General features: G+C 70.0%; 20 protein-coding genes and 2 pseudogenes. 14 read left to right on the top strand and 8 right to left on the bottom strand.

Annotated features, from left to right (window positions below; translation table 11 throughout):
* Positions 1-52: 52 nt before the first annotated feature.
* Both LPA45_RS28550 and LPA45_RS28545 read right to left on the bottom strand, forming a co-directional pair.
* Positions 53-1378, bottom strand: coding sequence for a DUF1501 domain-containing protein (locus LPA45_RS28550; protein WP_116319421.1), 1326 nt, complete (start codon positions 1376-1378; stop codon positions 53-55).
* A 22-nt stretch (positions 1379-1400) separates the two neighbouring features.
* Positions 1401-3011 carry a DUF1800 domain-containing protein gene (locus LPA45_RS28545; RefSeq protein ID WP_317922740.1) on the bottom strand — a complete coding sequence of 537 codons (1611 nt, stop codon included), beginning with the start codon at positions 3009-3011 and terminating at the stop codon, positions 1401-1403.
* A gap of 183 nt (positions 3012-3194) precedes the next feature.
* Here LPA45_RS28545 and LPA45_RS28540 point away from each other — a divergent pair, with 183 nt between their 5' ends.
* Positions 3195-4124: a DMT family transporter gene (locus LPA45_RS28540; RefSeq protein ID WP_116319419.1), complete on the top strand. Its 930-nt coding sequence runs from the start codon at positions 3195-3197 to the stop codon at positions 4122-4124.
* The gene (locus LPA45_RS28535; protein WP_116319418.1) at positions 4108-4881 is read left to right on the top strand and encodes an AraC family transcriptional regulator; all 774 of its coding nucleotides are present in this window, start codon (positions 4108-4110) and stop codon (positions 4879-4881) included. The genes LPA45_RS28540 and LPA45_RS28535 overlap by 17 nt, the downstream gene beginning before the upstream one ends.
* Before the next feature lie 20 nt (positions 4882-4901).
* On the opposite strand, the gene LPA45_RS28530 is transcribed toward LPA45_RS28535, so the two are convergent.
* On the bottom strand, positions 4902-5663 hold the full coding sequence (locus tag LPA45_RS28530) for an NADPH-dependent F420 reductase (RefSeq protein ID WP_116319417.1): 762 nt from the start codon (positions 5661-5663) through the stop codon (positions 4902-4904).
* A gap of 175 nt (positions 5664-5838) precedes the next feature.
* On the opposite strand from LPA45_RS28530, the pseudogene LPA45_RS28525 reads away from it, so the two are divergent.
* From LPA45_RS28525 to LPA45_RS28510, 4 genes and pseudogenes are all read left to right on the top strand, one after another.
* Positions 5839-6264 (top strand): annotated as a pseudogene (locus tag LPA45_RS28525) (PQQ-binding-like beta-propeller repeat protein); the annotation flags it as partial.
* A gap of 580 nt (positions 6265-6844) precedes the next feature.
* Complete coding sequence (locus LPA45_RS28520; RefSeq protein WP_116319416.1) at positions 6845-8224, top strand: amino acid permease; 1380 nt, start codon at positions 6845-6847, stop codon at positions 8222-8224.
* A gap of 83 nt (positions 8225-8307) precedes the next feature.
* Positions 8308-8445: a hypothetical protein gene (locus LPA45_RS28515; RefSeq protein WP_158577667.1), complete on the top strand. Its 138-nt coding sequence runs from the start codon at positions 8308-8310 to the stop codon at positions 8443-8445.
* A 2-nt stretch (positions 8446-8447) separates the two neighbouring features.
* Positions 8448-9596: a glycosyltransferase gene (locus tag LPA45_RS28510; protein WP_116319415.1), complete on the top strand. Its 1149-nt coding sequence runs from the start codon at positions 8448-8450 to the stop codon at positions 9594-9596.
* Between the two features lie 43 nt (positions 9597-9639).
* On the opposite strand, the gene hpnA is transcribed toward LPA45_RS28510, so the two are convergent.
* A complete protein-coding gene (gene hpnA / locus LPA45_RS28505; protein WP_116319414.1) occupies positions 9640-10644 on the bottom strand; it encodes a hopanoid-associated sugar epimerase in 1005 nt (334 codons plus the stop codon).
* Between the two features lie 234 nt (positions 10645-10878).
* Here hpnA and ispH point away from each other — a divergent pair, with 234 nt between their 5' ends.
* From ispH to LPA45_RS28490, 3 genes and pseudogenes are all read left to right on the top strand, one after another.
* Positions 10879-11904, top strand: a complete 1026-nt coding sequence (gene ispH, locus LPA45_RS28500; RefSeq protein WP_116319413.1) for a 4-hydroxy-3-methylbut-2-enyl diphosphate reductase — start codon at positions 10879-10881, stop codon at positions 11902-11904.
* An 18-nt stretch (positions 11905-11922) separates the two neighbouring features.
* Complete coding sequence (gene hpnH / locus LPA45_RS28495) at positions 11923-13104, top strand: adenosyl-hopene transferase HpnH (RefSeq protein ID WP_116319412.1); 1182 nt, start codon at positions 11923-11925, stop codon at positions 13102-13104.
* A gap of 63 nt (positions 13105-13167) precedes the next feature.
* Positions 13168-13668 (top strand): annotated as a pseudogene (locus LPA45_RS28490) (lysylphosphatidylglycerol synthase domain-containing protein); the annotation flags it as partial.
* Here LPA45_RS28490 and LPA45_RS28485 read toward each other — a convergent pair.
* Positions 13665-14300, bottom strand: coding sequence for a phospholipid-binding protein MlaC (locus tag LPA45_RS28485; protein WP_116319411.1), 636 nt, complete (start codon positions 14298-14300; stop codon positions 13665-13667). The pseudogene LPA45_RS28490 and the gene LPA45_RS28485 overlap by 4 nt on opposite strands.
* A gap of 195 nt (positions 14301-14495) precedes the next feature.
* On the opposite strand from LPA45_RS28485, the gene LPA45_RS28480 reads away from it, so the two are divergent.
* Entirely contained in the window at positions 14496-17138 is a 2643-nt protein-coding gene (locus tag LPA45_RS28480; protein ID WP_317925179.1) for an MMPL family transporter, read from the top strand.
* Between the two features lie 32 nt (positions 17139-17170).
* On the top strand, positions 17171-17971 hold the full coding sequence (locus LPA45_RS28475; protein WP_116319409.1) for a VacJ family lipoprotein: 801 nt from the start codon (positions 17171-17173) through the stop codon (positions 17969-17971).
* Between the two features lie 19 nt (positions 17972-17990).
* On the opposite strand, the gene LPA45_RS28470 is transcribed toward LPA45_RS28475, so the two are convergent.
* Entirely contained in the window at positions 17991-18431 is a 441-nt protein-coding gene (locus tag LPA45_RS28470) for an FKBP-type peptidyl-prolyl cis-trans isomerase (RefSeq protein WP_116319408.1), read from the bottom strand.
* 221 nt (positions 18432-18652) lie between these two features.
* On the opposite strand from LPA45_RS28470, the gene LPA45_RS28465 reads away from it, so the two are divergent.
* The 3 genes from LPA45_RS28465 (at position 18653) to LPA45_RS28455 (ending at position 20963) form a co-directional block, all read left to right on the top strand.
* Positions 18653-19978, top strand: coding sequence for a tetratricopeptide repeat protein (locus LPA45_RS28465; protein WP_116319407.1), 1326 nt, complete (start codon positions 18653-18655; stop codon positions 19976-19978).
* A 94-nt stretch (positions 19979-20072) separates the two neighbouring features.
* Positions 20073-20435 (top strand): DUF6152 family protein, encoded by a 363-nt coding sequence (locus LPA45_RS28460; RefSeq protein ID WP_116319406.1) that lies wholly within the window; start codon positions 20073-20075, stop codon positions 20433-20435.
* Between the two features lie 15 nt (positions 20436-20450).
* Positions 20451-20963, top strand: coding sequence for a DUF6644 family protein (locus LPA45_RS28455; protein WP_116319405.1), 513 nt, complete (start codon positions 20451-20453; stop codon positions 20961-20963).
* Between the two features lie 100 nt (positions 20964-21063).
* Here LPA45_RS28455 and copD read toward each other — a convergent pair whose 3' ends face one another.
* Both copD and copC read right to left on the bottom strand, forming a co-directional pair.
* Complete coding sequence (gene copD / locus LPA45_RS28450; RefSeq protein WP_116319404.1) at positions 21064-21999, bottom strand: copper homeostasis membrane protein CopD; 936 nt, start codon at positions 21997-21999, stop codon at positions 21064-21066.
* 9 nt (positions 22000-22008) lie between these two features.
* On the bottom strand, positions 22009-22395 hold the full coding sequence (gene copC / locus LPA45_RS28445) for a copper homeostasis periplasmic binding protein CopC (RefSeq protein ID WP_116319403.1): 387 nt from the start codon (positions 22393-22395) through the stop codon (positions 22009-22011).
* Positions 22396-22428 lie beyond the last annotated feature (33 nt).

Here is a 22428-nt window from a genome sequence, read left to right as displayed (position 1 = left end):
AGTAACTGAGGACTGCAACCGAGCGCTGCGGCTCGCCTGCCGCGGCGGCTTGCTAGACCAGCCCCAGATCGCGCCCGGGCACCCCCGGAAACACCTGCGCCAGCCGCGCCGTATCCAGCCCATACAGCCGCTGGAACAGCCCGCCCAGCACCGCACGATACTCATTGCGCACCGGCCAGTCCCGATCCTGGTTCAGCGCCGCGCGCTCCACCGCGACCTGCTCGCCCGCGATGCGGCCACCGCGCACCGCTCCGCCAGCCACCCAGTAGGCCGTGCCGTGGCCATGGTCGGTGCCGCGGGTGCCGTTCTCGCGGAAGGTGCGGCCGAATTCCGACAGCACCAACACGGTAGTCTGGCGCCATGCCGGACCCATGCCGTCGGCGAAAGCGGACAGGCCGCGGCCGAGGTTGTCGAGCAGGCCGGCGAGCTGCCCCTGCGCCGCGCCCTGGTTGACATGGGTATCCCAGCCGCCGACGTCGATAAAGCCAAGGTTGAAGCGGTCTCGCATCAGCCCCGCCATGCGCCGCGCCTCGACCTCGAAGCCGCGCGCGCTGAGCGAGCGGCGGTTGGCGGCCTGCATCTCCTGCGGGCGCTCGGCCATGTTGCCGCCGGCCATGTCACCTGCGGTGGCTTCTGCCTGGCGCGCCACCGCCTGGCGCAGTTCGAAGCCTTCGTCGATCAGCGACTCGAAACGCGTGCCGCGGTACATCTGCGCCAGCAGTTGTTCCTGGCGCGCGTCGAACGGGGTGCGGCCGCTGCCCCTGAGCGAGACGTTGGGCACGTCGCGCGGCCCCGACAGCACCATCGGCAGGCCGTCGGTGAAGGCCACCGGCGCGGCCTGGCCGCCCATGGCCTGCGCCAGGCGGTTGAGGAAGCCGCTGCCGCGCAGCGCGGCGAGCTGGCTGCGGTTGTGTGGATCAACGCCAGCGCCCGGCAGGCCTGACTCGATGGTGTCCTGGGTCTCGAAATGGCTGCGCGACAGGTCATGGGTGCCGGCAAACGGCACGAAGGCCAACTGCCCGCGCTGCCACAGCGGCAGCATGGTCGGCGCCAGTGCGGGGTGCAGCGCCCATTCGCCGATGCCGCGCGCGGCGCTGTCTGCGGCGAAGGCCGGCGCCAGCGCGACGGCGGCGCCCGGGTCGGTGTCCGCGCCGGCGGCGGGCGGTCGCCGGATCGCGATACTGGGGCGTGCCGCATAGTAGAAGTCGCTGCCGCTCGGCACCAGCACGCTGGCAGCGTCATAGCCGCCGCGCAGGAACACCAGCAGGAAGCGGGCGTCGGCCTGGCCCGGCAGCGCGTAGACGCGCGAAACCGTGGCGGGCAGCGCCCACGCCAGTGCGGCGCCGCCCATCGTCTTCAGCCATTGTCTGCGTTGCATACCGGACCCCGTCCCGCGCGCGTCAGCGCTGCATCCATTCGGGCGAACTGAGCAGCACGGTATTCCACTCCGCCTGCGAGGCCGCCTGCGCCAGCGCGGCGCGCGTGGCCGGACCGAGCGTGGCTTCGATGCTGTTGTAGTAAAGCTTGTTGCCGATCACCGGGAAGCGCGCGCCGCGCGGCATGCCCCCATCCCCGGCGAACAACCCCGCCGGCCCCGAGCCGATCACGCGCGCGATCTCGAAGCGCCGCACCATCTGCCCGGAACTGGCCCACGCGCTTTCCGCCGCGGGATAGCCGTCGGGTGTTACGTGGCCGTACAGCGGCTCGCCCAGCTGGTTCAGCCAGGTCAGCACCGGGCGCAGGTTGGTAACGGGCCGGCCTTCGTAGGCCAGCCGCAGCGACGACACCACGTAGACCATCGGATCCTTGAACTTGCGCGGGGATGACGCCGGCAGCCGGTCCAGCTCGGGTGCCAGCAACATGGTGCGCAGTACGGCAGCAATGTCGCCGTCGGTGCGGGTGAAGGCCTGGGCCATGCGCTCGACCAGCGCGGGCGGCGGGTTGTCGGCGATGAAGTACGCAGCCAGCCTGGCGCTGATAAAGCGCGCCGTGGCCGGCTCGCGCGACAGGATCGTCACGGCGCGCTCGACTTCATCAAACCCGGCCGGCTCGATGCGCTGCCCCAGCAGCGTCTTGGCGCCGAAGTCATGCCGCACCGGATTGAACTCGAACGCACCGTCGCTGCGGTACAGCGCCGCACGCGCGGGCGGCAGCCGCGGCGGCGTGCCGCGCAGGTTGACGCCGACACCGGTCAGCACGCGCGCCAGCTCCTGCACATCCTGCTGGGTGTAGCGCGAGCCGCTGGGGCCGCCCGCCACGCCCAGCGTATGCAGCTCCATCAGCTCGCGCGCGTAGTTCTCGTTGATGCGGTTGGCGCTGCTCTGCGCGTTGTCCAGGTAGAGCAGCATCGCCGGCGCGGTGACGGTGGCCATCAGCAGGTCGCGGAAACGCCCCAGCGAATGGGGGCGGATCGCGCGTTCCTCATAGTCGGGCAGCAGCCAGCGCACCTGCCCCTTGCCCGAATAAACACTGAAGTGATTCATCCAGAACCACGTCATCTGTTCGCGCAGCTGCGCCGGCGAGTACAGCGCCCGCAGCAGGTGGCGCCGCGCGGTGTCGGCCACCAGCTCGCGGCCCTGTGCGTTCAGGGCCTGGCGGGCCTGCTGCTTGCTGTCTTCGTCGGGCAGCGCCTCGATGCGCTCGCGCGACTGCCGTGCGGCCTGCAGCGGTGCGCCGGGATCGCCTTGCAGCGCTGGCAGCGCGGCGATGGCGGCGGCCAGTTCCGGCGGGTCGGCAAGCGGCATGGCCAGCTGGCGCTCCAGGTAGGCCGCGCGCCCCAGGCGGCGCAGCTCGGCCAGGCTGGCCTGGTCGGCGCCAAAGCTGACGGTGTTGAGCCAGTGCAGGTCGGCCGCGCTGTCGCTGCCGGCGGCTGGTAGCTGGGCACAGGCGCCAACACACGCGGCCAGCGCCAGCGCCGGGGCGGCGCGCCACGCCAGCCGCGGCCGCCGCACCGTGCCATGTCTTGCCTGTTGCGCGTGTTGCGCGTGTTGCGCCTGTTGCGCCGCATCCATGCCCACCTCCTTGTCATGGCCGACCTGTCGATGTTACGTGCCAAGCGCGGTTCCGTTGACACCCCTGCACCGCGGGAGTGTTATCAGCGCTTTCAGGGCCGGAACCGGCGGCATTGCCGGAATTGCCAAGACAGCCCCGGCGCGCCTGGCTAGCCTTGCGCTTTGTCTTTTCCGTTTGCTGTCATGTCGCGCCCCGCCTTCCCCGCTCCCGCCTTCCCCGCCCCAGCCAGGCTGCCCAGCCTCGCCTTCGTGCTGGTCTGGTCCACCGGTTTTATCGTCGGCAAGGCCATCGTACCGCTGGCCGATACCAGCCTCTTCCTGCTCGCGCGCTTTGCCGTGGCCGGGCTGATGTTCGTGGCGTGGACGCTGGCCGCCGGCGCTGCCTGGCCACCGCTGCGCGAGGCGCCGCGCCACCTGCTGGCCGGCGCGCTGATGCAGGGCGTCTACCTGTGTGCCGGCTACGGCGCCGTGGCGCAAGGCCTGCCGCCGGCGATCATGGCGCTGCTGGGCGCGCTGCAGCCGCTGCTGACCGCGCTGCTTGCCATTCCACTGCTGAAAGAGCTACCTTCCAGGCGGACCTGGCAGGGCCTGGCGCTGGGTGCGCTGGGCGTCGCGCTGGTCGTGGCCCCGGCGATGCAGGCCGGCGTGCAGCCGGTCTCGCCGTGGATCGTGCTGCTGGGCGTGCTGGCCATTGTTTCGATCACCATGGGAACCCTGTTGCAGAAATCCGCGATCGCCGCCTGCGACCTGCGCGCCAGCTCGGCGTGGCAGAACCTGGGCGCCATGCTGGTAGCCGGCGTCATGGTCGCGACCGAAAGCGCCGGCGGCCCGCTGCACTGGCAAGGCGGCGCGGTGCTCTGGGCCGCGCTGGCGTGGGCCGGGCTTGGGCTTTCCGGCGCCGGCACGTGGCTGCTGGTCAGCCTGGTACGGCACGGGCAGGCGGCCAACGCCGCGGCGCTGATGTTCCTGGCACCGCCGCTGGCGGCAGTGCAGGCGTGGCTGCTGTTCGGCCAGGGACTGAATGCGCTGCAGGCGCTCGGCATGGCGGTGGCCGGCGCGGGCGTGTGGCTGTGCCAGACACAGGGCAGGCCGCGGCATGCCGAAGCGCGCTGAAGCCCCCGCGCCGCTGGTCGAGCACCGCCGCTACCGCGACCAGCCCGACGGCCACCAGCACCGCCACCACCAGTTGCTGTTCGGGCTGGCGGGCGCGACCGAGCTGGAGATCGATGGCCATGCGTACCGCGTCGACGCGCACACCGGGCTGATCGTGCCGGCCGGCAGCCACCATGAATTTCTGGGTTTCGACGGCAACCTGCAGCTGGTCGCGGACTTCCCGGCGCAGTCGGTGGCGCTGCCGGCAAGGCTGATGGCACGCCCCCGCACCTTTGCGCTGGACGGCGCCTTCGGCAGCCGCGTGCGCGCGCTGGCGGCGTGGCGCGCCGCCGCGGCCGCGCGCGGCCCGCATACCGACTGGCAGCTCGCCGCGACGCTGGCAGCGGCGCTGGCCGAGAGCCTGGGCATGCCAGCCGACCAGCATGTCTTCCCGCTGATGGCCGTCGATGCCTACCTGCGCGCCAACCTGTCCGAGCCATTGCGGGTGGCCGAGGTGGCCGGGCATTTCGGCTGGAGCGTGCGCCGCTTCCAGACCCTCTTCGCCGAGGCCTTCGGCGATACGCCGCACCGGTACCAGACCCGGCTGCGGCTTGACCGCGCGGTGCAGCTGCTGTCGCAGACCACGCTGCCGCTGGCTGAGATTGCGCTGGCGTCGGGCTATCCGGACCAGACCACCTTTACGCGCAGCTTTACGCGGCGCTTCGGGCAACCGCCCGGCGCATGGCGCGCGGCGGCCTTGCACGATCGACGGCGCTGAACGGCACGCGCGACTCGGCGCTACTGCCCGCTCATCTTCCTGCGGAATTCTTCGGCAGTACCGATCTGCCGGAACAATGGCCCACCCGGCGCAAACTTGTCCGCGCTGGCCAGCGGCCCTACCACCACCGGCTCAAACCCGGCATCGCGCACCAACTGCGCCGCCACCTGCAGCGCCGCCTGATCGTCACCGGCGATCGGCACGGCGATCAGGCCGCCGGGCCGGTGATGTTCATTGGCGAAGTTGGTCGCGCCCATGAAGTTGAACGCCCTCACCACGCGTGCCCCGCGCAGGTATTTCGCCGTGGTGATGCCAATGCCGTTGCGCTGCGCTTCATCGGCAATCGCGCCGTCGCGCTGGGCAATGGCATTGGTGGCATCCAGCACGATCTTGCCCGACCATGCCCCGGCATTCTCCTGGCTGAGTTGCGGCAAGGCGCTGTAAGGGGTGGCGAGGAACAGCACGTCGGCAAAGGCGATTGCCTCGGCGACCGTCCCCGCCCGCGCCAGCGGGCCGAGGCCATCGACCAGCGGCTTGAGTGATTCTGGATGCCGCGACGAGAACAGGACCGGATGCCCCGCCTTGACCCAGAGCCCGCCGACGGTGCCGCCAATGCGCCCGGAGCCGATCACGCCGATGCGCGCCGGGCCCGTGTTCGGGGCGGCGGCCGGCTTCTGGGCACAGGCGCTCAACGGCGGGACGCTCAACCCCAGCATTGCCAGTGCCCCCGCTCGCAGCATGCGGCGCCGTTCGGGATCGAAGACATTGGCCGGCTCTTGCATCGCGCGCTCCCAGGATGACTGCTTGCCAGCGCGACCACCATGCACACTACGCAGCATCTCCTGCCGCACACCAGCCGCCCAAGGAACTCTAGGCGAAAAAATGGCCTGCCGGGCAATCGCCCTTGGCACTGCCCGCGCGCTGGACTAGTTTAGGTTGCGCCACGCCAAGAAGTCCCCAAAGACGCGCCTTGCCTATGCCGCCAACCTGCATCAGCCAATGACGTATCAGGGGGAAGACGTGCCCTATCCGGGCGGCAAGCTGTGGCTGGGCGGCGCCTTCAAGGTCATCCCGGGCGAGCAGCAGTGGGGCAAGCTGTCGGCGGTCAATATCGATAGCGGCAAGGTGGCGTGGGACTACAAGACCGAGCAGCCGCTGATCGGCGGCGTGCTGGCCACGGCCGGCGGGCTCGTCTTTACCGGCGAAGGCAACGGCCTGTTCAAGGCGTTCGACGCGGCCAACGGCAAGCTGCTGTGGCAGTTCCAGTGCGGCGCTGGCGTCAATTCGCCGCCGGTGTCCTATACCGTCGGCGGCAAGCAGTACATTGCCGTGGCAGCCGGCGGCAACACGCAACTGGACTTCAAGCGCGGCAACAGCATCTTGTCTTCGCGGTGCAATAGGTCCACAGACAGGCGATCGGAGAATGCCAGGCACACCGATCAAATCCCCCGGGTAGCCGGGCAGCACTACGCGTATATCGTCAAGCAGCTGGAGGATTTCCGGGCCAGGCGCCGTACGAACGACGCGGGGAATATGACCAGCGTGTCGCGCAACCTGAGCGACGACGACATCAGGAACATCGCCAACCACATTACCGGCCTGAATTAGGCTGCATGTCCTACCGGCCACCGGAATGCCTCCCGGCCAGAGGCCACGCAGCGCCCGGCACGGCGTTGCGCAATAAGCGACTATCCCGGCACGCCGAGCAATGTTTTCTGGATTTCCCCGGGAATTCAGCAACAAATGCCCCCGCGATCTCATTAACCTGCCCGCTATTTTCCGTTTGCGACCCCTCAGTGCCGCGCATCCCCTGAAGGTCGATGCTTCACCGGCGCACGCGGACTGCGCGGCGTGACGTGCTGCCGCCCCGGCGAAAGCCCCGTCGCGAACGCGAGAATTTGCTTCGCCCGCCAGCCCCACAAGGGCCGGCGCGGCCATTCTGACCATACGGAGACAACGAGAGATGAGTGCAAGCGCAGAGCATCTGCAACGCGGCCTGGGCGAACGCCATATCCGGCTGATGGCGCTGGGTTCGGCCATCGGCGTGGGCCTGTTCCTGGGCGCCGGCAATGCCATCAAGATGGCCGGCCCCGCCATCATGCTGGCCTACCTGATTGGCGGCGCGATGATCTTCCTGATCATGCGCGCGCTGGGCGAGATGGCCGTGCACAACCCCGTGGCAGGCTCCTTCTGCCGCTACGCGCAAGACCACATGGGCCCGCTGGCGGGCTACCTGACCGGCTGGAACTACTGGTTCCTGTGGCTGGTGACCTGCGTCGCGGAGATCACCGCCGTCGCCATCTACATGGGCATGTGGTTCCCCGACGTGCCGCGCTGGATCTGGGCGCTGGCCGCGCTGGCCGCGATGGGCTCGGTCAACCTGATGGCGGTCAAGGCCTATGGCGAGTTCGAGTTCTGGTTCGCCATGATCAAGATCGTAACCATCGTGCTGATGCTGTTCGGCGGCGGCGCGATGATCGTGTTCGGCTTCGGCAATGGCGGCGTCGCCACCGGCATCTCCAACCTGTGGGCGCACGGCGGCTTCATGCCCAACGGCGCCTCGGGCGTGCTGATGTCGCTGCAGATGGTGATGTTCGCCTACCTGGGCGTGGAGATGATCGGCCTGACCGCCGGCGAGGCGCGCAACCCGAAGAAGTCGATCCCGGACGCGATCAACTCGGTGTTCTGGCGCATCCTGATCTTCTACGTGGGCGCGCTGTTCGTGATCCTGGCGCTGTACCCGTGGAACGAGATCGGCGCGCAAGGCAGCCCCTTCGTGCTGACCTTCGAGCGCCTGGGCATCAAGACTGCCGCCGGCATCATCAACTTCGTGGTGCTGACCGCGGCGCTGTCGTCATGCAACGGCGGCATTTTCAGCACCGGGCGCATGCTGTACAACCTCGCGCAGCAGGGCCAGGCGCCGGCGGCTTTCGCCAGGGTCGACCGCAACGGCGTGCCGCGCCGCGCGCTGCTGGTGTCGATCGCCGCGCTGCTGTGCGGCGTGCTGCTCAACTACCTGGTGCCGGAAAAAGTGTTCGTCTGGGTGACCGCCATCTCCACCTTCGGCGCGGTCTGGACCTGGGCCATCATCCTGGTCACGCAGATCAACTTCCGCCGCAGCCTGTCGGCGGCCGAGCGCAAGGCGCTGGCCTTCCGCATGCCGTTCTGGCCGTATGGCTCTTACATCGCGCTGGCGTTCCTGGCGCTGGTGGTAGCCCTGATGGCGTACTTCCCGGAAACCCGTGTGGCGCTGTACGTGGGCCCGGGCTGGCTGGTGCTGCTGACGGTCTGCTACTACGCGCTGGACATGCGCTCGCGCGGACCGGTCAGCTACCGCGCCTGACGCTGCCGCAACCGCGGGCGGGGTGCGCGTGACGGCGCGCCTCGCTACAATGCCCCCCGGGCAATCCATCGCCAGGGGGCCGAATGTCCGGGACGTTTGAGACCTTTACCGCACCGCCACCCGCGCCGCCACGCAATAGCGCGGCTGACGCCGACGCGCGCCCGCTGCGCCCGGAAACCGTGCCGCGGCTGGCCCGGCTGGCGCGCCGCTTCGTGAAGTAGCCATGGCTATCATGCTGGCGCTGTCACTGCTGACGCTGGCGGTCTGGAGCGGGCTGCTGTGCCTGCGCGCCGGCTTCTGGCGCGTGCACAGGCCGGCCGCCGCACCGGCGCCGGCGCAATGGCCGGAGGTGGTCGCCATCATCCCGGCCCGCAACGAGTCCGAGGTGATCGCGCCCGCGGTGGCGGGCGTGCTCGGCCAGCGCTACCCGGGGCGGCTCACGCTGGTGGTGGTCGACGACCACAGCCAGGACGGCACCGCCGACCTCGCCCGCGCCGCCGCCGCGACTACCACGCGCCCGCAGGCGCTGTCGGTGATCAACGCGCGCGAGCTGCCCCCCGGCTGGAGCGGCAAGGTCTGGGCCCAGGCCGAGGGGCTGGCCGAAGCCGACCGCATCGCCCCGCAGGCCCGCTTCGCCTGGCTGACCGATGCCGACATCTGGCACGGCCCTGGCGTGCTGGCCGCGCTGGTGGCGCGCGCGGAGCACGAACGGCGCGACCTGGTCTCGCTGATGGTGCGGCTGCGCTGCGAATCGGCGTGGGAGCGGCTGGTCGTGCCCGCGTTCGTGTTTTTCTTCGCCAAGCTCTACCCGTTTGCCCGCGTGCGCGACCCGCGCTCGCGCGTGGCTGCCGCGGCGGGCGGCTGCATGCTGGCCCGGCGCTCGGCGCTGGCGCGCATCGGCGGCTTTGCCGCGATCCGCGGCGAACTGATCGACGACTGCAGCCTGGCGGCGCGCATCAAGCCCGGCGGCGCGATCCGGCTGGACCTGGCCGACGACAGCCTGTCGCTGCGCCCCTATGACGACTGGCGCAGCCTGTGGGACATGATCGCGCGCAGCGCCTATACGCAGCTGCGCTATTCACCGCTGTTGCTGGCGGGCGCGGTGGCAGGCATGACGCTGGCCTACCTGGCGCCGCCGGTGCTGGCGCTGGCCGGCGGCTGGCGGCTGTGGCCGGCGTGGCTGGCGTGGGGCGCGATGGCCTTTGCCTACCTCCCGATGCTGCGCGAGTACCGCCAGCCGGCATGGCTGGCACCGCTGCTGCCGCTGACGGCCTTGTTCTACCTGGGCGCGACCATCGATTCGGCGCGGCGCTACTGGCTGCGGCGCGGCGGGCAGTGGAAGGGACGGGCGCAGGCGCCGGTGCGGTCCTGAGCCGTGCCGCTCATTTGCCGCTCATTTGCCGCTCACTTGCAACTCACTTGCCGAGATACCCCTGCGTGCGAAACCACGCCAGCGCATCGCGCAGCCCTTCGCGGTAGGCGCGCGGCGCGTAACCCAGCTGCTGGCTCGCCTTCGCCGACGTAAAGAACATCCGGTACCGGGACATATTGAGTCCGTCGACCGTGATGAACGGCTCCTTCCCGGTCACCCGCGCCGCGGCCTCCGCCGCATGCGCCAGCGGATACAGCGGCCAGCGCGGCAGTTGCATGGTGGGCGGGCGCCGCCCGCACAGCTCGGCGATATCGCGCAGCATCTGCTGCAGCATTACGTCGTCGCCGCCCAGGATGTAGCGCTCGCCGGTGCGCCCGTGCTCCAGCGCCAGGAAATGCCCCTCGGCGACATCGTCCACATGCGCCAGGTTTAGTCCGGTATCGACAAAGGCCGGGATCTTGCCGGTCGCCGCCTCGACGATGATGCGGCCGGTCGGCGTGGGCCGCACGTCGCGCGGGCCGATCGGCGTCGACGGGTTGACGATCACCGCCGGCAGGCCGCGCTCGGCCACCAGCCGTTCGACCACGCGCTCGGCCAGCACCTTGCTGCGCTTGTAGGCGCCGATGGCCTCGTGCGGCTGCATCGCCGCAGTCTCGTCCACCGGCGCCTGCGCGCCGGCGACGCGCAGCGTGGCAACGCTGCTGGTATAGACCACGCGCTCGACTCCGGCGCGCTGCGCGGCCTCCATCACCGCCAGCGTGCCATCGACGTTGGTGCGTACGATCTCCTCCGGATCGGGCGCCCACAGCCGGTAATCGGCGGCAACGTGGAACAGGTAGCGCACGCCCTGCAGCGCGGCGGCCACGGCGGCGGCGTCGCGCATGTCGCCTTCGGCCAGCGTCACCGGCAGGTCCGCCAGGTTGGTGCGCGGACTCTGCGGGCGTACCAGCACGCGCACGCTGAAACCCCGCGCCAGCGCTTGCCGCGCTACCGCCGACCCGAGGAAACCCGAGGCTCCTGTCACCAGCACGTCATCGTTTCTCGTCATAACGCCGTTTTCCCGGTGTGGCACAAGCGCCGCGAAGGCGGCGCGCCCGCGCTCGCCGTCCGGCCCGCCCGGGCGCGGCGCTGCCAGACAAAGCGCGCGTGTCGGGTATATAGTAACCATCGTGCGACGGAAATGTGATCCTGATGAATCTCCGGTGCGGCGCCGGCCCCGGAATCACAAATTCTGCCATCCTAATTGCTGAAACCCGTTGCAAAGGGTCAGGGGGTCTACTCTATGCAGGTGATTCTGGCTCAGCCCCGCGGCTTCTGTGCCGGCGTGGTGCGCGCGATCGAGATCGTCGACCGCGCCCTCGTCAAGCACGGCGCGCCGGTGTTCGTGCGGCATGAGATTGTGCATAACAAGCACGTAGTAGAGGGACTGAAGGAAAAAGGCGCGCGTTTCGTCGAAGACCTCGACGAAGTCCCTACCGGCGCCGTGACCATCTTCAGCGCGCACGGCGTGTCCCGCGCGGTCGTCGCCGATGCCAGCCAGCGCCAGCTGCATGCCATCGACGCCACCTGTCCGCTGGTGATCAAGGTCCACACCCAGGGCCGCCAGTACGCTGCCAGCGGCCGCACCGTGATCCTGATCGGCCACGCCGGCCACCCCGAGGTGGAAGGCACCATGGGCCAGATCCCGGGCAAGGTGATCCTGGTGCAGAACGAGGCCGAGGTGGAGCAGCTCGACCTGCCGGCCGACACGCCGGTTGCCTACGTCACGCAGACCACGCTCAGCGTGGACGACACCCGCAATATCATCGCCGCGCTCGCCGCCCGCTTCAGCAACCTGGTGGGCCCCGACACGCGCGATATCTGCTACGCCACGCAGAACCGCCAGAGCGCGGTGCGCGACCTGTGCAAGCTGGCCGACGTCATCCTGGTGATTGGCGCGACCAACAGCTCAAACTCCAACCGCCTGCGCGAGATCGGCACTGAAAGCGGCGTGCCCAGTTACCTGATCGCCGACGGCAGCGAACTGGACCCGGCCTGGGTCCGCGATGCCAGCGTGGTCGGTATCACCGCCGGCGCCTCGGCGCCCGAGGAAATGGTCGAGGACGTGATCGGCGCGTTGCGCAAGCTGGGCCCGGTCGAGGTCAACACCATGGCGGGGCGCGAAGAGCATGCCGAATTCCGCCTGCCCGCCGAACTGGCCGACGTCAGGCAGTCCGCCGCGCCGCGCAAGGCTGCCAAAGCCGCCGCCCGCACCGACTCCGCCACCGCGCCCGCCGCTGCCGGCACCAACGAGAATATCGCCGGCTGAACTTAACCGGAGGAAGCCTTGGCCATTCCGCTCCTGCAGGTCGCCCGCGTGGGCGCCTACATTGTCGGCAAGCATCTGTCGCGGCAGAAACGGTATCCGCTCGCGCTGATGCTGGAGCCGCTGTTCCGCTGCAACCTGGCCTGCTCGGGCTGCGGCAAGATCGACTATCCCGATCCCATCCTGAACCAGCGCCTGTCGGTGCAGGAATGCCTGGACGCGGTCGACGAATGCGGCGCGCCGGTGGTCTCGATCGCCGGTGGCGAGCCGCTGCTGCACAAGGACATGCCGGAGATCGTTCAGGGCATCATCGCCCGGCGCCGCTTTGTCTACCTGTGCACCAACGCGCTGCTGATGGAGAAGAAGCTGGACCAGTACCAGCCCAGCCCGTACTTCATCTGGTCGGTGCACCTGGACGGCGACCGCGAGATGCACGACCGCTCGGTATGCCAGGAAGGCGTCTATGACCGTGCCGTGGCGGCGATCCGGCAGGCCAAGGAACGCGGCTTCCGCGTCAATATCAACTGCACACTGTTCAATGACGCCGAGCCCGAGCGCGTGGCCAGCTTCTTCGACTCCGTCAAGGCGCTGGGCGTGGACGGCATCACCGTGTCGCCGGGCTATGCCTATGAGCGCGCGCCCGACCAGCAGCATTTCCTGAACCGCGGCAAGACCCGGCAGCTGTTCCGCGACATCCTCGGCCGCGGCCGTGCCGGCAAGAACTGGGCCTTCAGCCAGTCGGCGCTGTTCCTGGACTTCCTGGCCGGCAACCAGACCTACCACTGCACGCCGTGGGGCAACCCGGCGCGCACGGTATTCGGCTGGCAGCGGCCGTGCTACCTGGTCGGCGAGGGTTATGCCAAGACCTTCCGAGAGCTGATGGACGAGACCGACTGGGACGCCTACGGCACCGGCAACTACGAGAAGTGCGCCGACTGCATGGTGCACAGCGGCTATGAGGCCACCGCGGTGGCGGACACCTTCGCCCATCCGCTCAAGGCGCTGGGCGTCAGCCTGCGCGGCGTGCGCACCAGCGGGCCGATGGCGCCGGACATCGCGCTGGACAAGCAGCGGCCGGCCGAATACGTGTTCTCGCGCCATGTCGAGATCAAGCTTGAGGAGATCCAGCGCGCGAAGCCGCCCGCCAATCAGGCCCGTACGGCCCGGCAGGCAGCCGAGGCCAACGGCGCCGGCACGCACTGATCCCGGGGCCTCGCCACGCTCGCCGCCATCCTGACCGGCGCTGTGCTGACCTGCGTGTCGGCCGCCTATGCGCTGGCCGCGGCGGTCTTCGAAAAGCTGGAAGGCGCGGCACGCCGCCTGTTCGGCGCAGACAACCGCGTGGTGGCCATGATCGACGGCGCACTGCCCGACGCCCATATCCGCGCGCTCAACCACCGCCGCAGCAAGCTGGTGCGCGCCGTGTTGTGGCAGCTCGCCGGGCTGGTCACGGGCACGCTTGAAGTCTGGCTGGCGCTGATGCTGCTGGGCCATCCGGTGCCGCTCTGGCACGCACTGGCGATCGAATCCCTGACGCAGGCCGCACGCAACGTGGCGTTGTTCGTGCCGGCGGGACTGGGCGTGCAGGAAGCGGTAGTGATGCTGCTGGGGCAGGCGCTGGGGATGGATGCGCAGGTCTCGCTGGCGCTGGCGCTGGTCAAGCGCGCGCGCGAGATCCTGTTCGGCGTGCCGGCGTTGCTGTCATGGCAGTGGGTGGAGTTGCGGCGCTGGCGCCGCGGCTGTGCACGCGAGGCGGAGAACGCCTAGCTGGCTGCGTTCTGCCGGGCGTTATGCGTGGTCAGGTAGTTCACCAGCCCGTCCACGCCGCCGCGCGCGACGATATCGGCGAACTGCTTGCGGTACACCTCGATCAGCCACGCGCCCATCATGTTGATGTCATAGATGCGCCAGCCGGCGGCGGTGCGCTGCAGCCGGTAGTCGATCTGCATCTCGTCGGCGTTGCTGATCACGCGCGTCTGCACCACCACGTCGGTGGCGCCGCTGCCGGCCTTGGACGGCTGGTAGCGGAACCTGACGTTCTGCTCGCGCAACTGCGCCAGCGATACCGCGTAGCTGCGCACCAGCAGCGTCTCGAACTGCTCGTAGAGCTGCTTCTGCTGCTCGGGCGTCGCGCTGCGCCAGGCGCTGCCGACCGCCAGCCGCGTGGTGCGCTGGAAATCGGCATAAGGCAGGAACTCCTTGCGCACGACCGCGGTGATCTTGCCGAGGTCGCCGGCGCGCGTGTCGGGGTTGGACTGGATCGTGCCGACCACGCCTTCGACCGCCGCCTGCACCAGCTTCTCGGGGCTGGCGCCGGGCTGGACCGCCTGGGCATGCGCCGTCGCAACCATGACCACCGCCGCAATCGGCACCAGGGGAAGCAAACCGTAGCTCTTCATGGATCTCGTGCAGTAAGGACAGTGTGGCCGCGCCTGTGGCGCATGGCTGTCAGGCGCAGTTGGCAGGTGCAGTTGGCAGGTGCGCGGCCAGTATAGCGGAACGCTGCGGGCCCACGCCGCCCCGCACGCCGCATGCCGCATACACCACGCCGCCAGCCGATATACTCGCGGTTCGTGCTCCTTCCGGATACGCCCATGCTGACTTCGCTGCTGACACGCATCGTCCGGCTCGCCACGACCTGGCCCTGGCGGGTCATCATGCTGGCGGCAGTACTGAGTGCGGCCAGCGGCGTCTACGTGGCGCGCAACTTTGCGATCAACACAGACATCGGCCGCCTGCTTGATCTAGACGCGCCGTGGGCGCAACGCAATGCGGCCATCGATGCCGCCTTCCCGCAGCGCAGCCAACTGAGCCTGGCGGTGGTCCAGGCGCCCGCGGCGGAGCTGGCCGATGCCGCCGCCGATGCGCTGGCCGAGGCGCTGCGCCGCCAGCCGGCGCGCTTCACCGCGGTCAGCCAGCCTGGCGGGGGGGCGTTCTTCGCGCGCAACGGGCTGCTGTTCGCCAGTCCCGACGAAGTCCGCCAGCTGTCGCAGCAACTCGTGCAGGCGCGCCCGCTGGTCAGTGCGCTGGCGCACGACCCCACGCTGCGCGGCCTCTCCGATACCCTCACCACCACGCTGACGCTGCCGCTGCAGATGGGCCAGGTCAAGCTTGGCGACATGGCGAAGCTGCTCGGCAGCAGCGCGCGAACACTGGACCAGGTTCTGGCCGGCAAGCCCGCGGCGCTGTCGTGGGCCGGACTGGTCGACGACAGCTTCAGGCCCGGCCCGGACGGCCATGCCTACAGTTACGTCGCCGTCAGCCCGGTGCTCGACTACAGCGACCTCCAGGCCGGCGCCGCGGCCTCGCGCGCGATCCGGCAGGCGGCCGCCGACCTGCAGCTGGCACAGCGCTACCAGGCCACGGTACGGCTGACCGGTCCGCAGGCGCTGGCCGACGATGAATTTGCCTCGGTCAGCGAAGGCGCCGTGCTCAACGGCGTGCTGACCGTGCTGGTGGTGGTGCTGATCCTGTGGCTGGCGCTGCGTTCGGCGCGGCTGATCGTGGCCGTGCTGGCAAGCCTGTTCGCCGGGCTGCTGATCACCGCGGCGCTGGGGCTGGCCATGGTGGGCGCGCTGAACATGATCTCGGTGGCGTTCGCCGTGCTGTTCGTCGGCCTCGGCGTGGACTTCGGCATCCAGTTCGGCGTGCGCTACCGCGCCGAGCGCCATGACCGCGACCACGTGGTCGAGGCGCTGGGAATGGCCGCTGACGCGGTCGGCGCGCCGCTGGCGCTGGCCGCGGCCGCGACCGCGGCGGCGTTCTTCTGCTTCCTGCCGACCGATTACCGCGGCGTGGCCGAACTGGGCCTGATCGCCGGCGTCGGCATGATGGTCGCGTTCGCCACCACCTTCACGCTGCTGCCGGCGCTGATCTGCGTGCTGCGGCCCGGCGGCGAAGCCGAGGCGCCCGGCTTTGCCTGGCTGGCGCCGGCGGACCTGTTCTTCGAGCGCTACCGCAAGCCGGTGCTGCTGGTGACGCTGCTGGCCATCCTCGCCGGCGCACCGCTGCTGCCGCAATTGCGCTTCGATTTCGACCCGCTGCACCTGAAAGACCCGCAATCCGAATCGATGGCGACGCTGCTGGCGCTGCAGGACGCGCCGCAGGCCGGCACCGAGGACGTGAGCGTGCTGGCGCCGTCGCTGCAGGCGGCGCGCGACAGCGCCGCCCGGCTCGTGGCCTTGCCGGAGGTGGCGCGCGCGGTCACGCTGCAGAGCTTCGTCCCCGACGACCAGCCGCCCAAGCTGCAGGCAATCGCGCAGGCGTCGGCCGCGCTGATGCCCGCGCTCACGCAACCCACCGCCACCCCCGCGAACGACACCGCCCGCGTCAATGCGCTGCGCTATGCGGCGCGCCAGCTCGCCATCGCCGCCGACGAGCATCCCGGCCCCGGCGCGGCCGAAGCCGCGCACCTGTCGGCCACGCTGAAGAAACTCGCCGGCGCCAACGCGGCCACGCGCGACCGCGCCGAACGCGCCATCGCGCTGCCGCTGCAGCTGGCGCTGGCCCGGCTCAGGCTCGCGCTCGGCCCGCAGCCGGTCAGCCGCGAAACGCTGCCGCCGGAACTGGTGCGCGACTGGGTCACACCCGATGGCCGCGCGCTGGTCAGGGTCAGCCCGAAGCTGCCGCCGGCCGGCAGCGCGCAGCGCGAGGTCGCGCTGGACCGCTTTATCGCCGCGGTGCAGCATGTGGAGCCTGCCGCCACCGGCGGGCCCATCGCCGTGCGCGGTTCGGCCGACACCATCATGACGGCGTTCGGGCAGGCCGGCGCCTGGGCGGTGCTGTCGATCACGCTGCTGCTGTGGATCACGCTGCGCCGCTTCGGCGACGTGCTGCGCACGCTGGTGCCGCTGCTGGTGTCGGCCATCGTCACGCTGGAGCTGTGCGTGGTGTTCGGCATTGCGCTGAACTTTGCCAACGTGATCGCGCTGCCGCTGCTGCTGGGCATCGGCGTGGCCTTCAAGATCTACTACGTGATCGCCTGGCGGCATGGCAAGACCAAGCTGCTGCAATCGAGCCTGACCCATGCGGTGCTGTACAGCGCCGCCACCACCGCCACCGCGTTCGGCAGCCTGTGGCTGTCGCACCATCCCGGCACTGCCAGCATGGGCAAGCTGCTGGCGCTGGCGCTGGCGTGCACGCTGGTGGGCGCGGTGTTCTTCCAGCCGATCCTGATGGGCCGCCCGCGCGAAGAGGCGCATCCCGGCCACGACAAATCCGCCGCGCCTTCCCCCTGAGCCTTCACGACTTGCCGCGCCTTCCCCTGACGATGCGTTCACACACCCGCCCGCGTTCGCCTGCCTTGTCGCTTGCCACCGCTGCCGCTGCCGCGACACTGCTCGCCGGCTGCGCCACCGGCCCGCAGGCCAACCCCGACGATCCGCTCGAACCGATGAACCGCGCCGTGTTCACGGTCAACGACAAGCTCGACCAGTACGTGGCCAAGCCGGTCGCGCAGGGCTACAAGGCGGTCACGCCGGAGCCGGTACGCACCGCCGTCACCAACTTCTTTTCGAATCTCGCCGACGTGGGCAACTTCGCCAACAACCTGCTGCAGGGCAAGGGCGTGGCCGCGGCCGAAAGCTTCATGCGGGTCGCGGTCAATTCCGTGCTCGGGCTGGGCGGGCTGATCGATATCGCCACGCCGGCCGGGCTGGAAAAGCGTTCGCAGGATTTCGGGCTGACGCTGGGCACGTGGGGCGTGCCGTCGGGGCCGTACCTGGTGCTGCCGCTGTTCGGGCCCAGCTCGTTTCGCGACGGCGTGGGCCTGTATGTGAATTTCCAGTTCGATCCCATCACCTATGCCGAACCCGCGGTACGGAATTCGCTGTTTGGCGCCAACGTGGTCGACGTGCGCACCAACCTGCTGGGCGCGACCGACCTGCTGGCACTGGCGGCGCTGGACAAGTACTCATTCGTGCGCGACGCGTACCTGCAGCGCAGGCGCTACCTGCTGGGCGAAAACACCGCGCTGCCCGACTACGGCGACGAGGACGAGGACAGCGAGCCGGCCGTGCCGTCAGCACCTGCCGCAACACCGGTCCCCACGCAGCCGGAGGCGCCGCGCTGAAGCGGCGCCCCTGCTCCGGTCAGCTGCCGATACCCAGCAGCACCACCTCGAACGTCAGCGTCGCGTTCGGCGGGATCGTGCCCGGCACGCCGCGCGCGCCGTAGGCGGTCGAGGCCGGGCAGGTCAGCTTGGCCTTGCCGCCCACCTGCATCGCCTGCACGCCTTCGGTCCAGCACGGGATCACGCGGTTGAGCGGGAACGAGATCGGCTGGCCGCGCTTGTACGAGCTGTCGAACTCGGTGCCGTCGGCGAGCGTGCCGCGGTAGTGGACCTGCACCGTATCGGTGGCCTTGGGCGAGGCGCCGGTGCCCTTGACCAGGTGCTGGATGGTCATGCCCGAGGCCAGCGTCTGCGGCGCCGCCGCAACGGCGGGCGCGGAAGCCGCCGGACCCGCCGCCATGGCAGAGGCAGCGGCGCAGGCGAGGGTCAGGGAACCGACAAAAAGCGCGAGAGTTTTCATGGGAAAGGCCGTCGTGTTGTCGTGATTGGGATGCGGCAGTGTAACTTAGGCCGGCGTCCCGCTTTGCCCGCCAGCGCCCGATGGCGCACAGGCGGCCCGCGCCATGCGGCGTATGCGGCGTATGCGGCGGATTGCGACACGGGTCCCGTTGCATGCACCGTTTTGCGGTCTACGATGATTCCAGAGAGTCCCGGCGTCGGCCGGGCCGCATGGAGAATGCCATGGCATTGACGGACTCAAGGGATCTCGCGGTCTCCACCCAAAACGCCCGCTCGGTCGAGTTGTACGAGACGGCCCTGCGCTTGCTGAACGGCTACTACGGCGACCCGCTCGGCGTCATCGACGTCGCGCTCGAAGCCGACCCTGGCTTCGGCATGGGCCATGCCTTGCGCGCCGGCCTGATGCTGACCGCCGGCGACGGCACCGCCGAGCCCATGCTGCGCGACAGCGTGGAAGCCGGCGAGGCGCTGGCCGGGCTGAACGACCGCGAGCAGCGTCACCTCGCCGCCGCGCGTGCCTGGCTGGACGGCGAGTTCGACCGCTCGCTGCGCATGTACGGCGACATCGTGATCGACTATCCACGCGACCTGCTGGCAATCCAGGTGGCACACCTGGGCGACTTCCTGCTGGGGCAATCGTCAATGCTGCGCGACCGGGTCTCGCAGGCGCTGCCGCACTGGGACGACGGCATGCCGGGCTACGGCTACCTGCTTGGCATGCATGCCTTCGGGCTGGAGGAAACCCAGCTCTACGGCCGCGCCGAGGAAAGCGGCCGGCGCGCGCTCGAACTGAACCCGCGCGATCCATGGGCCGTGCATGCCGTGGCGCACGTGATGGAGATGCAGGGCCGGCTGGACGAGGGCATCGCCTGGCTGGATGGGCGCCGCGACGACTGGTCCGAGGACAACATGCTGGCCGTGCACAACTGGTGGCACCTGGCGTTGTTCCAGCTCGAAGCCGGCCGCACCGACGACGTGCTGGCGCTGTACGACCGCGAGATCAGCCGCCCGGCGCCGGCGATCGCGCTGGACCTGGTGGATGCCTCCGCGCTGCTGTGGCGGCTGCACCTGCGCGGCATCGACGTAGGCACGCGCTGGCAGCCCGTGGCGGATGACTGGCTCGGCCGCGGCGCGGCCGGCTACTACGCCTTCAACGACGTCCACGCCGTGATGGCGAGCCTGGGCGCGCACCGGCCAGCGGCCGTGGACCAGCTCCGCGCCGCGCTGGAGCGTGCGGCGCTGGGCAACGGCACCAACGCCATGATGTCGCGCGACGTGGGCCTGCCGGTCGCCGATGCGCTGATCGCGTTCGAACAGCGCGACTACGCCAGCGCAATCGACCTGCTGCTGCCGGTGCGGCTGATCGCCCATCGCTTCGGCGGCAGCCATGCGCAGCGCGACGTGATCGGCCTGACCCTGATCGAGTCAGCGCTGCGTGCCGGCCGCCGCAACCTGGCCATCGCGCTGACCGCCGAGCGTGGCGCGCTCAAGCCCATGAGCCCGAGCCTGCACCGGCTGGTGCAGCGCGCGGACAGCTGCCGGCCGTAGTGTGCGCCATGACGCGGGTCTGCGAGGCAGGCCCGCGCCGCCTATACTGCACCTGATCACGCACCCGACCCAGCACCTGACCGGAGACCGCCCCATGCCGACCCGCTTCCGCTCGCTGATCCTTGCCGCCAGCGCCACGCTGGCGCTGGCCGCCGTGCCCGCCCTGGCCCACCACGGCTGGTCGACCTACGACGAGACCAAACCCCTGACGCTGACCGGCAAGATCGTCGAGAGCCACTACGAGAACCCGCACGCGCATATCCGCATCGATGCGGGCGGCAAGCGCTGGCTGGCCATCCTCGCGCCGGTGTCGCGCATGGAAGCGCGCGGCGCCACCGCTGACAAGGTCGCCGTGGGCCGCGAGGTCACGCTGGTCGGCTACGCCAGCAAGGAAAAGGCCGACGAGTTGCGCGCCGAGCGCATCACCGTGGACGGCAAGACCGTCGAGCTGCGCTGAGCCACCGCGCGCGCCATGGCGGCACTGCTGGCGCAATGGAGCGAATGGGCCGCCGGCCTGGCGCGGCTGCCGTTCGCTGCCGCGCTGCGCTCCTCCGCGTGGGCCTACCCGGCAGTGGAGATCGTCCACCTCGCCGGCATGGCGCTGCTGTTCGGCTCCATCGTCGTGGTCGACATGCGCCTGGCCGGGCTCGGGCGCCGGCTGCCGGTCAGCCTGCTGCTGCGCCATGCACTGCCGTTCACGGTAGCGGCCTTCGTCGCCGTCGCCGCCAGCGGCGTGCTGCTGTTCCTGGCGCATGCGGACGAACTGGCCACCAATCCCGCTTTCCTCGCCAAGCTGTGCCTGGTCGCGCTGGCGCTGCTCAACGTCGCGTGGTTCCATACCGTGCCATACCGGCGGCTGCATGACAGCCGGCTCGGCTGGGACGTGGAGCGCGCGCCGCCGGCCGGCGCGCGCATCAGTGCGATCGTGTCGGTGGTGATGTGGGCGCTGGTGATCTGTGCCGGGCGGCTGATCGCCTATGTGTGAGGGGTGGCCCCGCGCGCCGGCTGGCGCGGTAACGGCACCACCGTTGTCTCCGGTGGCGCCCTGGCCACGGTCTGCAACCGGACGAAAAAGCGTCCGCCGGTCAGCCCGCTTGTCCCGGTACGGGCGACAGCATGCCCAGCATCGCGACCAGCGCCAGCACCGCGGTCCCCGCCGCCGCCTCCAGCGCCACGCTGCGCCGCAGCGCGCGCGCCGCCATGGCTGGCTGCCCTCCTGTGCGCAAGGCCTGCTCCAGCCTTGGCGCATGGCGGAAGCGGTTGGCAGCGGCCAGCGCCAGCATCCCCAGGAACAACGCGAGCTTGGCCGCCAGCAAGCCGCCGTACGCAGTTGCCGACATGTCCGGCAGCGCCGGACCGATGACGAAGCCGTAGTTCACCGCGCCGGTCAGCACCAGCGTGAGGACAATGCCGGTGCCGATACGGGCAAAGCCCTTGGCCGTGCGACTGAGCAGCGCCAGCACCGCGGGATCGGATCCCGGCCGTGTCCGCGACATCAGCACGAAGGCGGCCAGCGCGCCGGCCCAGGCGCCCGCCGCAAGCAAGTGCGCCGCGTCGGCGGCCAGGTGCACGTAATGTCCAATGCCCTCGCTCATCGCGCCGTGGCCGCCCCAGGGCAGCGATGCCAGCGCCACCGCCGACAGCGCCGCCAGCAATACTGCCTGCGCCGCGGGCCGCGCGCGCAACGCCAGCACCCCTGGCAGGCACAGCACCAGCGCGGCGACCCGCACCGACCACGCCACGCCGTACGCCGTGCCGGTCACGATCATGCCGAAGACCTCGCGCTCCAGCGCGGCGTATGTCTGCGCGCCGCTCATCGATCTGGCCATCACGGCCAGCGCAGCAAGCGACAGCACGATGCCGGCCAGCGCGCAACCCAGCGCCATGGCACGGCATTGCGCGGCGAACCGCGCAGCGTGTTCATCGCGCCGCAGCGCGCTCAGGCAGAACAGCGGCAGCCCGAACGCCAGGCCCAGGTCGACGTAGAGCGCCAGGCGCAGCGCAACGGCTAGCCAGTCCATGGCCCGCCATCACTTGACGGTGAAGGAGAAATTGCCGGTAACGGGATGCGTGTCGGCCGACACGGCGCGCCAGTCGACGCGATAGCTGCCCGCAGGCAGCGGCTGCGACGGCGTGATCACCATGGCCTTGGGGTCGCTGCTGGCGGACACACGGGCTGCCATTTTCATCGGTGCGTGGCTGGCCATGCCGGGCATGCCGGTCATCACCAGGTTGGCGGCGGAAAACTGCGTGACGAGGTCTTCCGAGAAGGTCAGCTCGATCTTCTGCGGCGCGGCCACTTCGGCCTTGTCGGCGGGCGAGGACGTGACCAGCTTCGGATGGGCGAGGGCTGCACTGCTGGCCAGCGCGGCGGCCACGGCGGCAAGGCAGGCGATCAGGGGGCGCTTGGTGGACATGGGTCTGCTCCGAGTTGGAAAGGGAAAGTAGGC

Origin of the sequence: Cupriavidus sp. Agwp_2 (genome assembly GCF_040784895.1) — a bacterium.
Classification (GTDB): domain Bacteria; phylum Pseudomonadota; class Gammaproteobacteria; order Burkholderiales; family Burkholderiaceae; genus Cupriavidus.
Note: the sequence above shows the minus strand (reverse complement) of the source record. Positions and strands in the feature narration are given on the sequence as shown.

What these genes read in the sequence shown, in the direction of transcription:
- LPA45_RS28535 (WP_116319418.1), top strand. Translation starts at nt 4,108, where the DNA reads ATGCCGAAGCGCGCTGAAGCCCCCGCGCCGCTGGTCGAGCACCGCCGC.
- LPA45_RS28530 (WP_116319417.1), bottom strand. Translation starts at nt 5,663, where the DNA reads ATGCAAGAGCCGGCCAATGTCTTCGATCCCGAACGGCGCCGCATGCTG.
- LPA45_RS28455 (WP_116319405.1), top strand. Translation starts at nt 20,451, where the DNA reads ATGGCGGCACTGCTGGCGCAATGGAGCGAATGGGCCGCCGGCCTGGCG.
- LPA45_RS28545 (WP_317922740.1), bottom strand. Translation starts at nt 3,011, where the DNA reads ATGGATGCGGCGCAACAGGCGCAACACGCGCAACACGCGCAACAGGCA.
- LPA45_RS28460 (WP_116319406.1), top strand. Translation starts at nt 20,073, where the DNA reads ATGCCGACCCGCTTCCGCTCGCTGATCCTTGCCGCCAGCGCCACGCTG.
- LPA45_RS28485 (WP_116319411.1), bottom strand. Translation starts at nt 14,300, where the DNA reads ATGAAGAGCTACGGTTTGCTTCCCCTGGTGCCGATTGCGGCGGTGGTC.
- copC (WP_116319403.1), bottom strand. Translation starts at nt 22,395, where the DNA reads ATGTCCACCAAGCGCCCCCTGATCGCCTGCCTTGCCGCCGTGGCCGCC.
- LPA45_RS28475 (WP_116319409.1), top strand. Translation starts at nt 17,171, where the DNA reads ATGCGTTCACACACCCGCCCGCGTTCGCCTGCCTTGTCGCTTGCCACC.
- LPA45_RS28515 (WP_158577667.1), top strand. Translation starts at nt 8,308, where the DNA reads ATGTCCGGGACGTTTGAGACCTTTACCGCACCGCCACCCGCGCCGCCA.
- LPA45_RS28520 (WP_116319416.1), top strand. Translation starts at nt 6,845, where the DNA reads ATGAGTGCAAGCGCAGAGCATCTGCAACGCGGCCTGGGCGAACGCCAT.
- LPA45_RS28480 (WP_317925179.1), top strand. Translation starts at nt 14,496, where the DNA reads ATGCTGACTTCGCTGCTGACACGCATCGTCCGGCTCGCCACGACCTGG.
- LPA45_RS28510 (WP_116319415.1), top strand. Translation starts at nt 8,448, where the DNA reads ATGGCTATCATGCTGGCGCTGTCACTGCTGACGCTGGCGGTCTGGAGC.
- LPA45_RS28465 (WP_116319407.1), top strand. Translation starts at nt 18,653, where the DNA reads ATGGCATTGACGGACTCAAGGGATCTCGCGGTCTCCACCCAAAACGCC.
- LPA45_RS28540 (WP_116319419.1), top strand. Translation starts at nt 3,195, where the DNA reads ATGTCGCGCCCCGCCTTCCCCGCTCCCGCCTTCCCCGCCCCAGCCAGG.
- hpnA (WP_116319414.1), bottom strand. Translation starts at nt 10,644, where the DNA reads ATGACGAGAAACGATGACGTGCTGGTGACAGGAGCCTCGGGTTTCCTC.
- ispH (WP_116319413.1), top strand. Translation starts at nt 10,879, where the DNA reads ATGCAGGTGATTCTGGCTCAGCCCCGCGGCTTCTGTGCCGGCGTGGTG.
- LPA45_RS28470 (WP_116319408.1), bottom strand. Translation starts at nt 18,431, where the DNA reads ATGAAAACTCTCGCGCTTTTTGTCGGTTCCCTGACCCTCGCCTGCGCC.
- LPA45_RS28550 (WP_116319421.1), bottom strand. Translation starts at nt 1,378, where the DNA reads ATGCAACGCAGACAATGGCTGAAGACGATGGGCGGCGCCGCACTGGCG.
- copD (WP_116319404.1), bottom strand. Translation starts at nt 21,999, where the DNA reads ATGGACTGGCTAGCCGTTGCGCTGCGCCTGGCGCTCTACGTCGACCTG.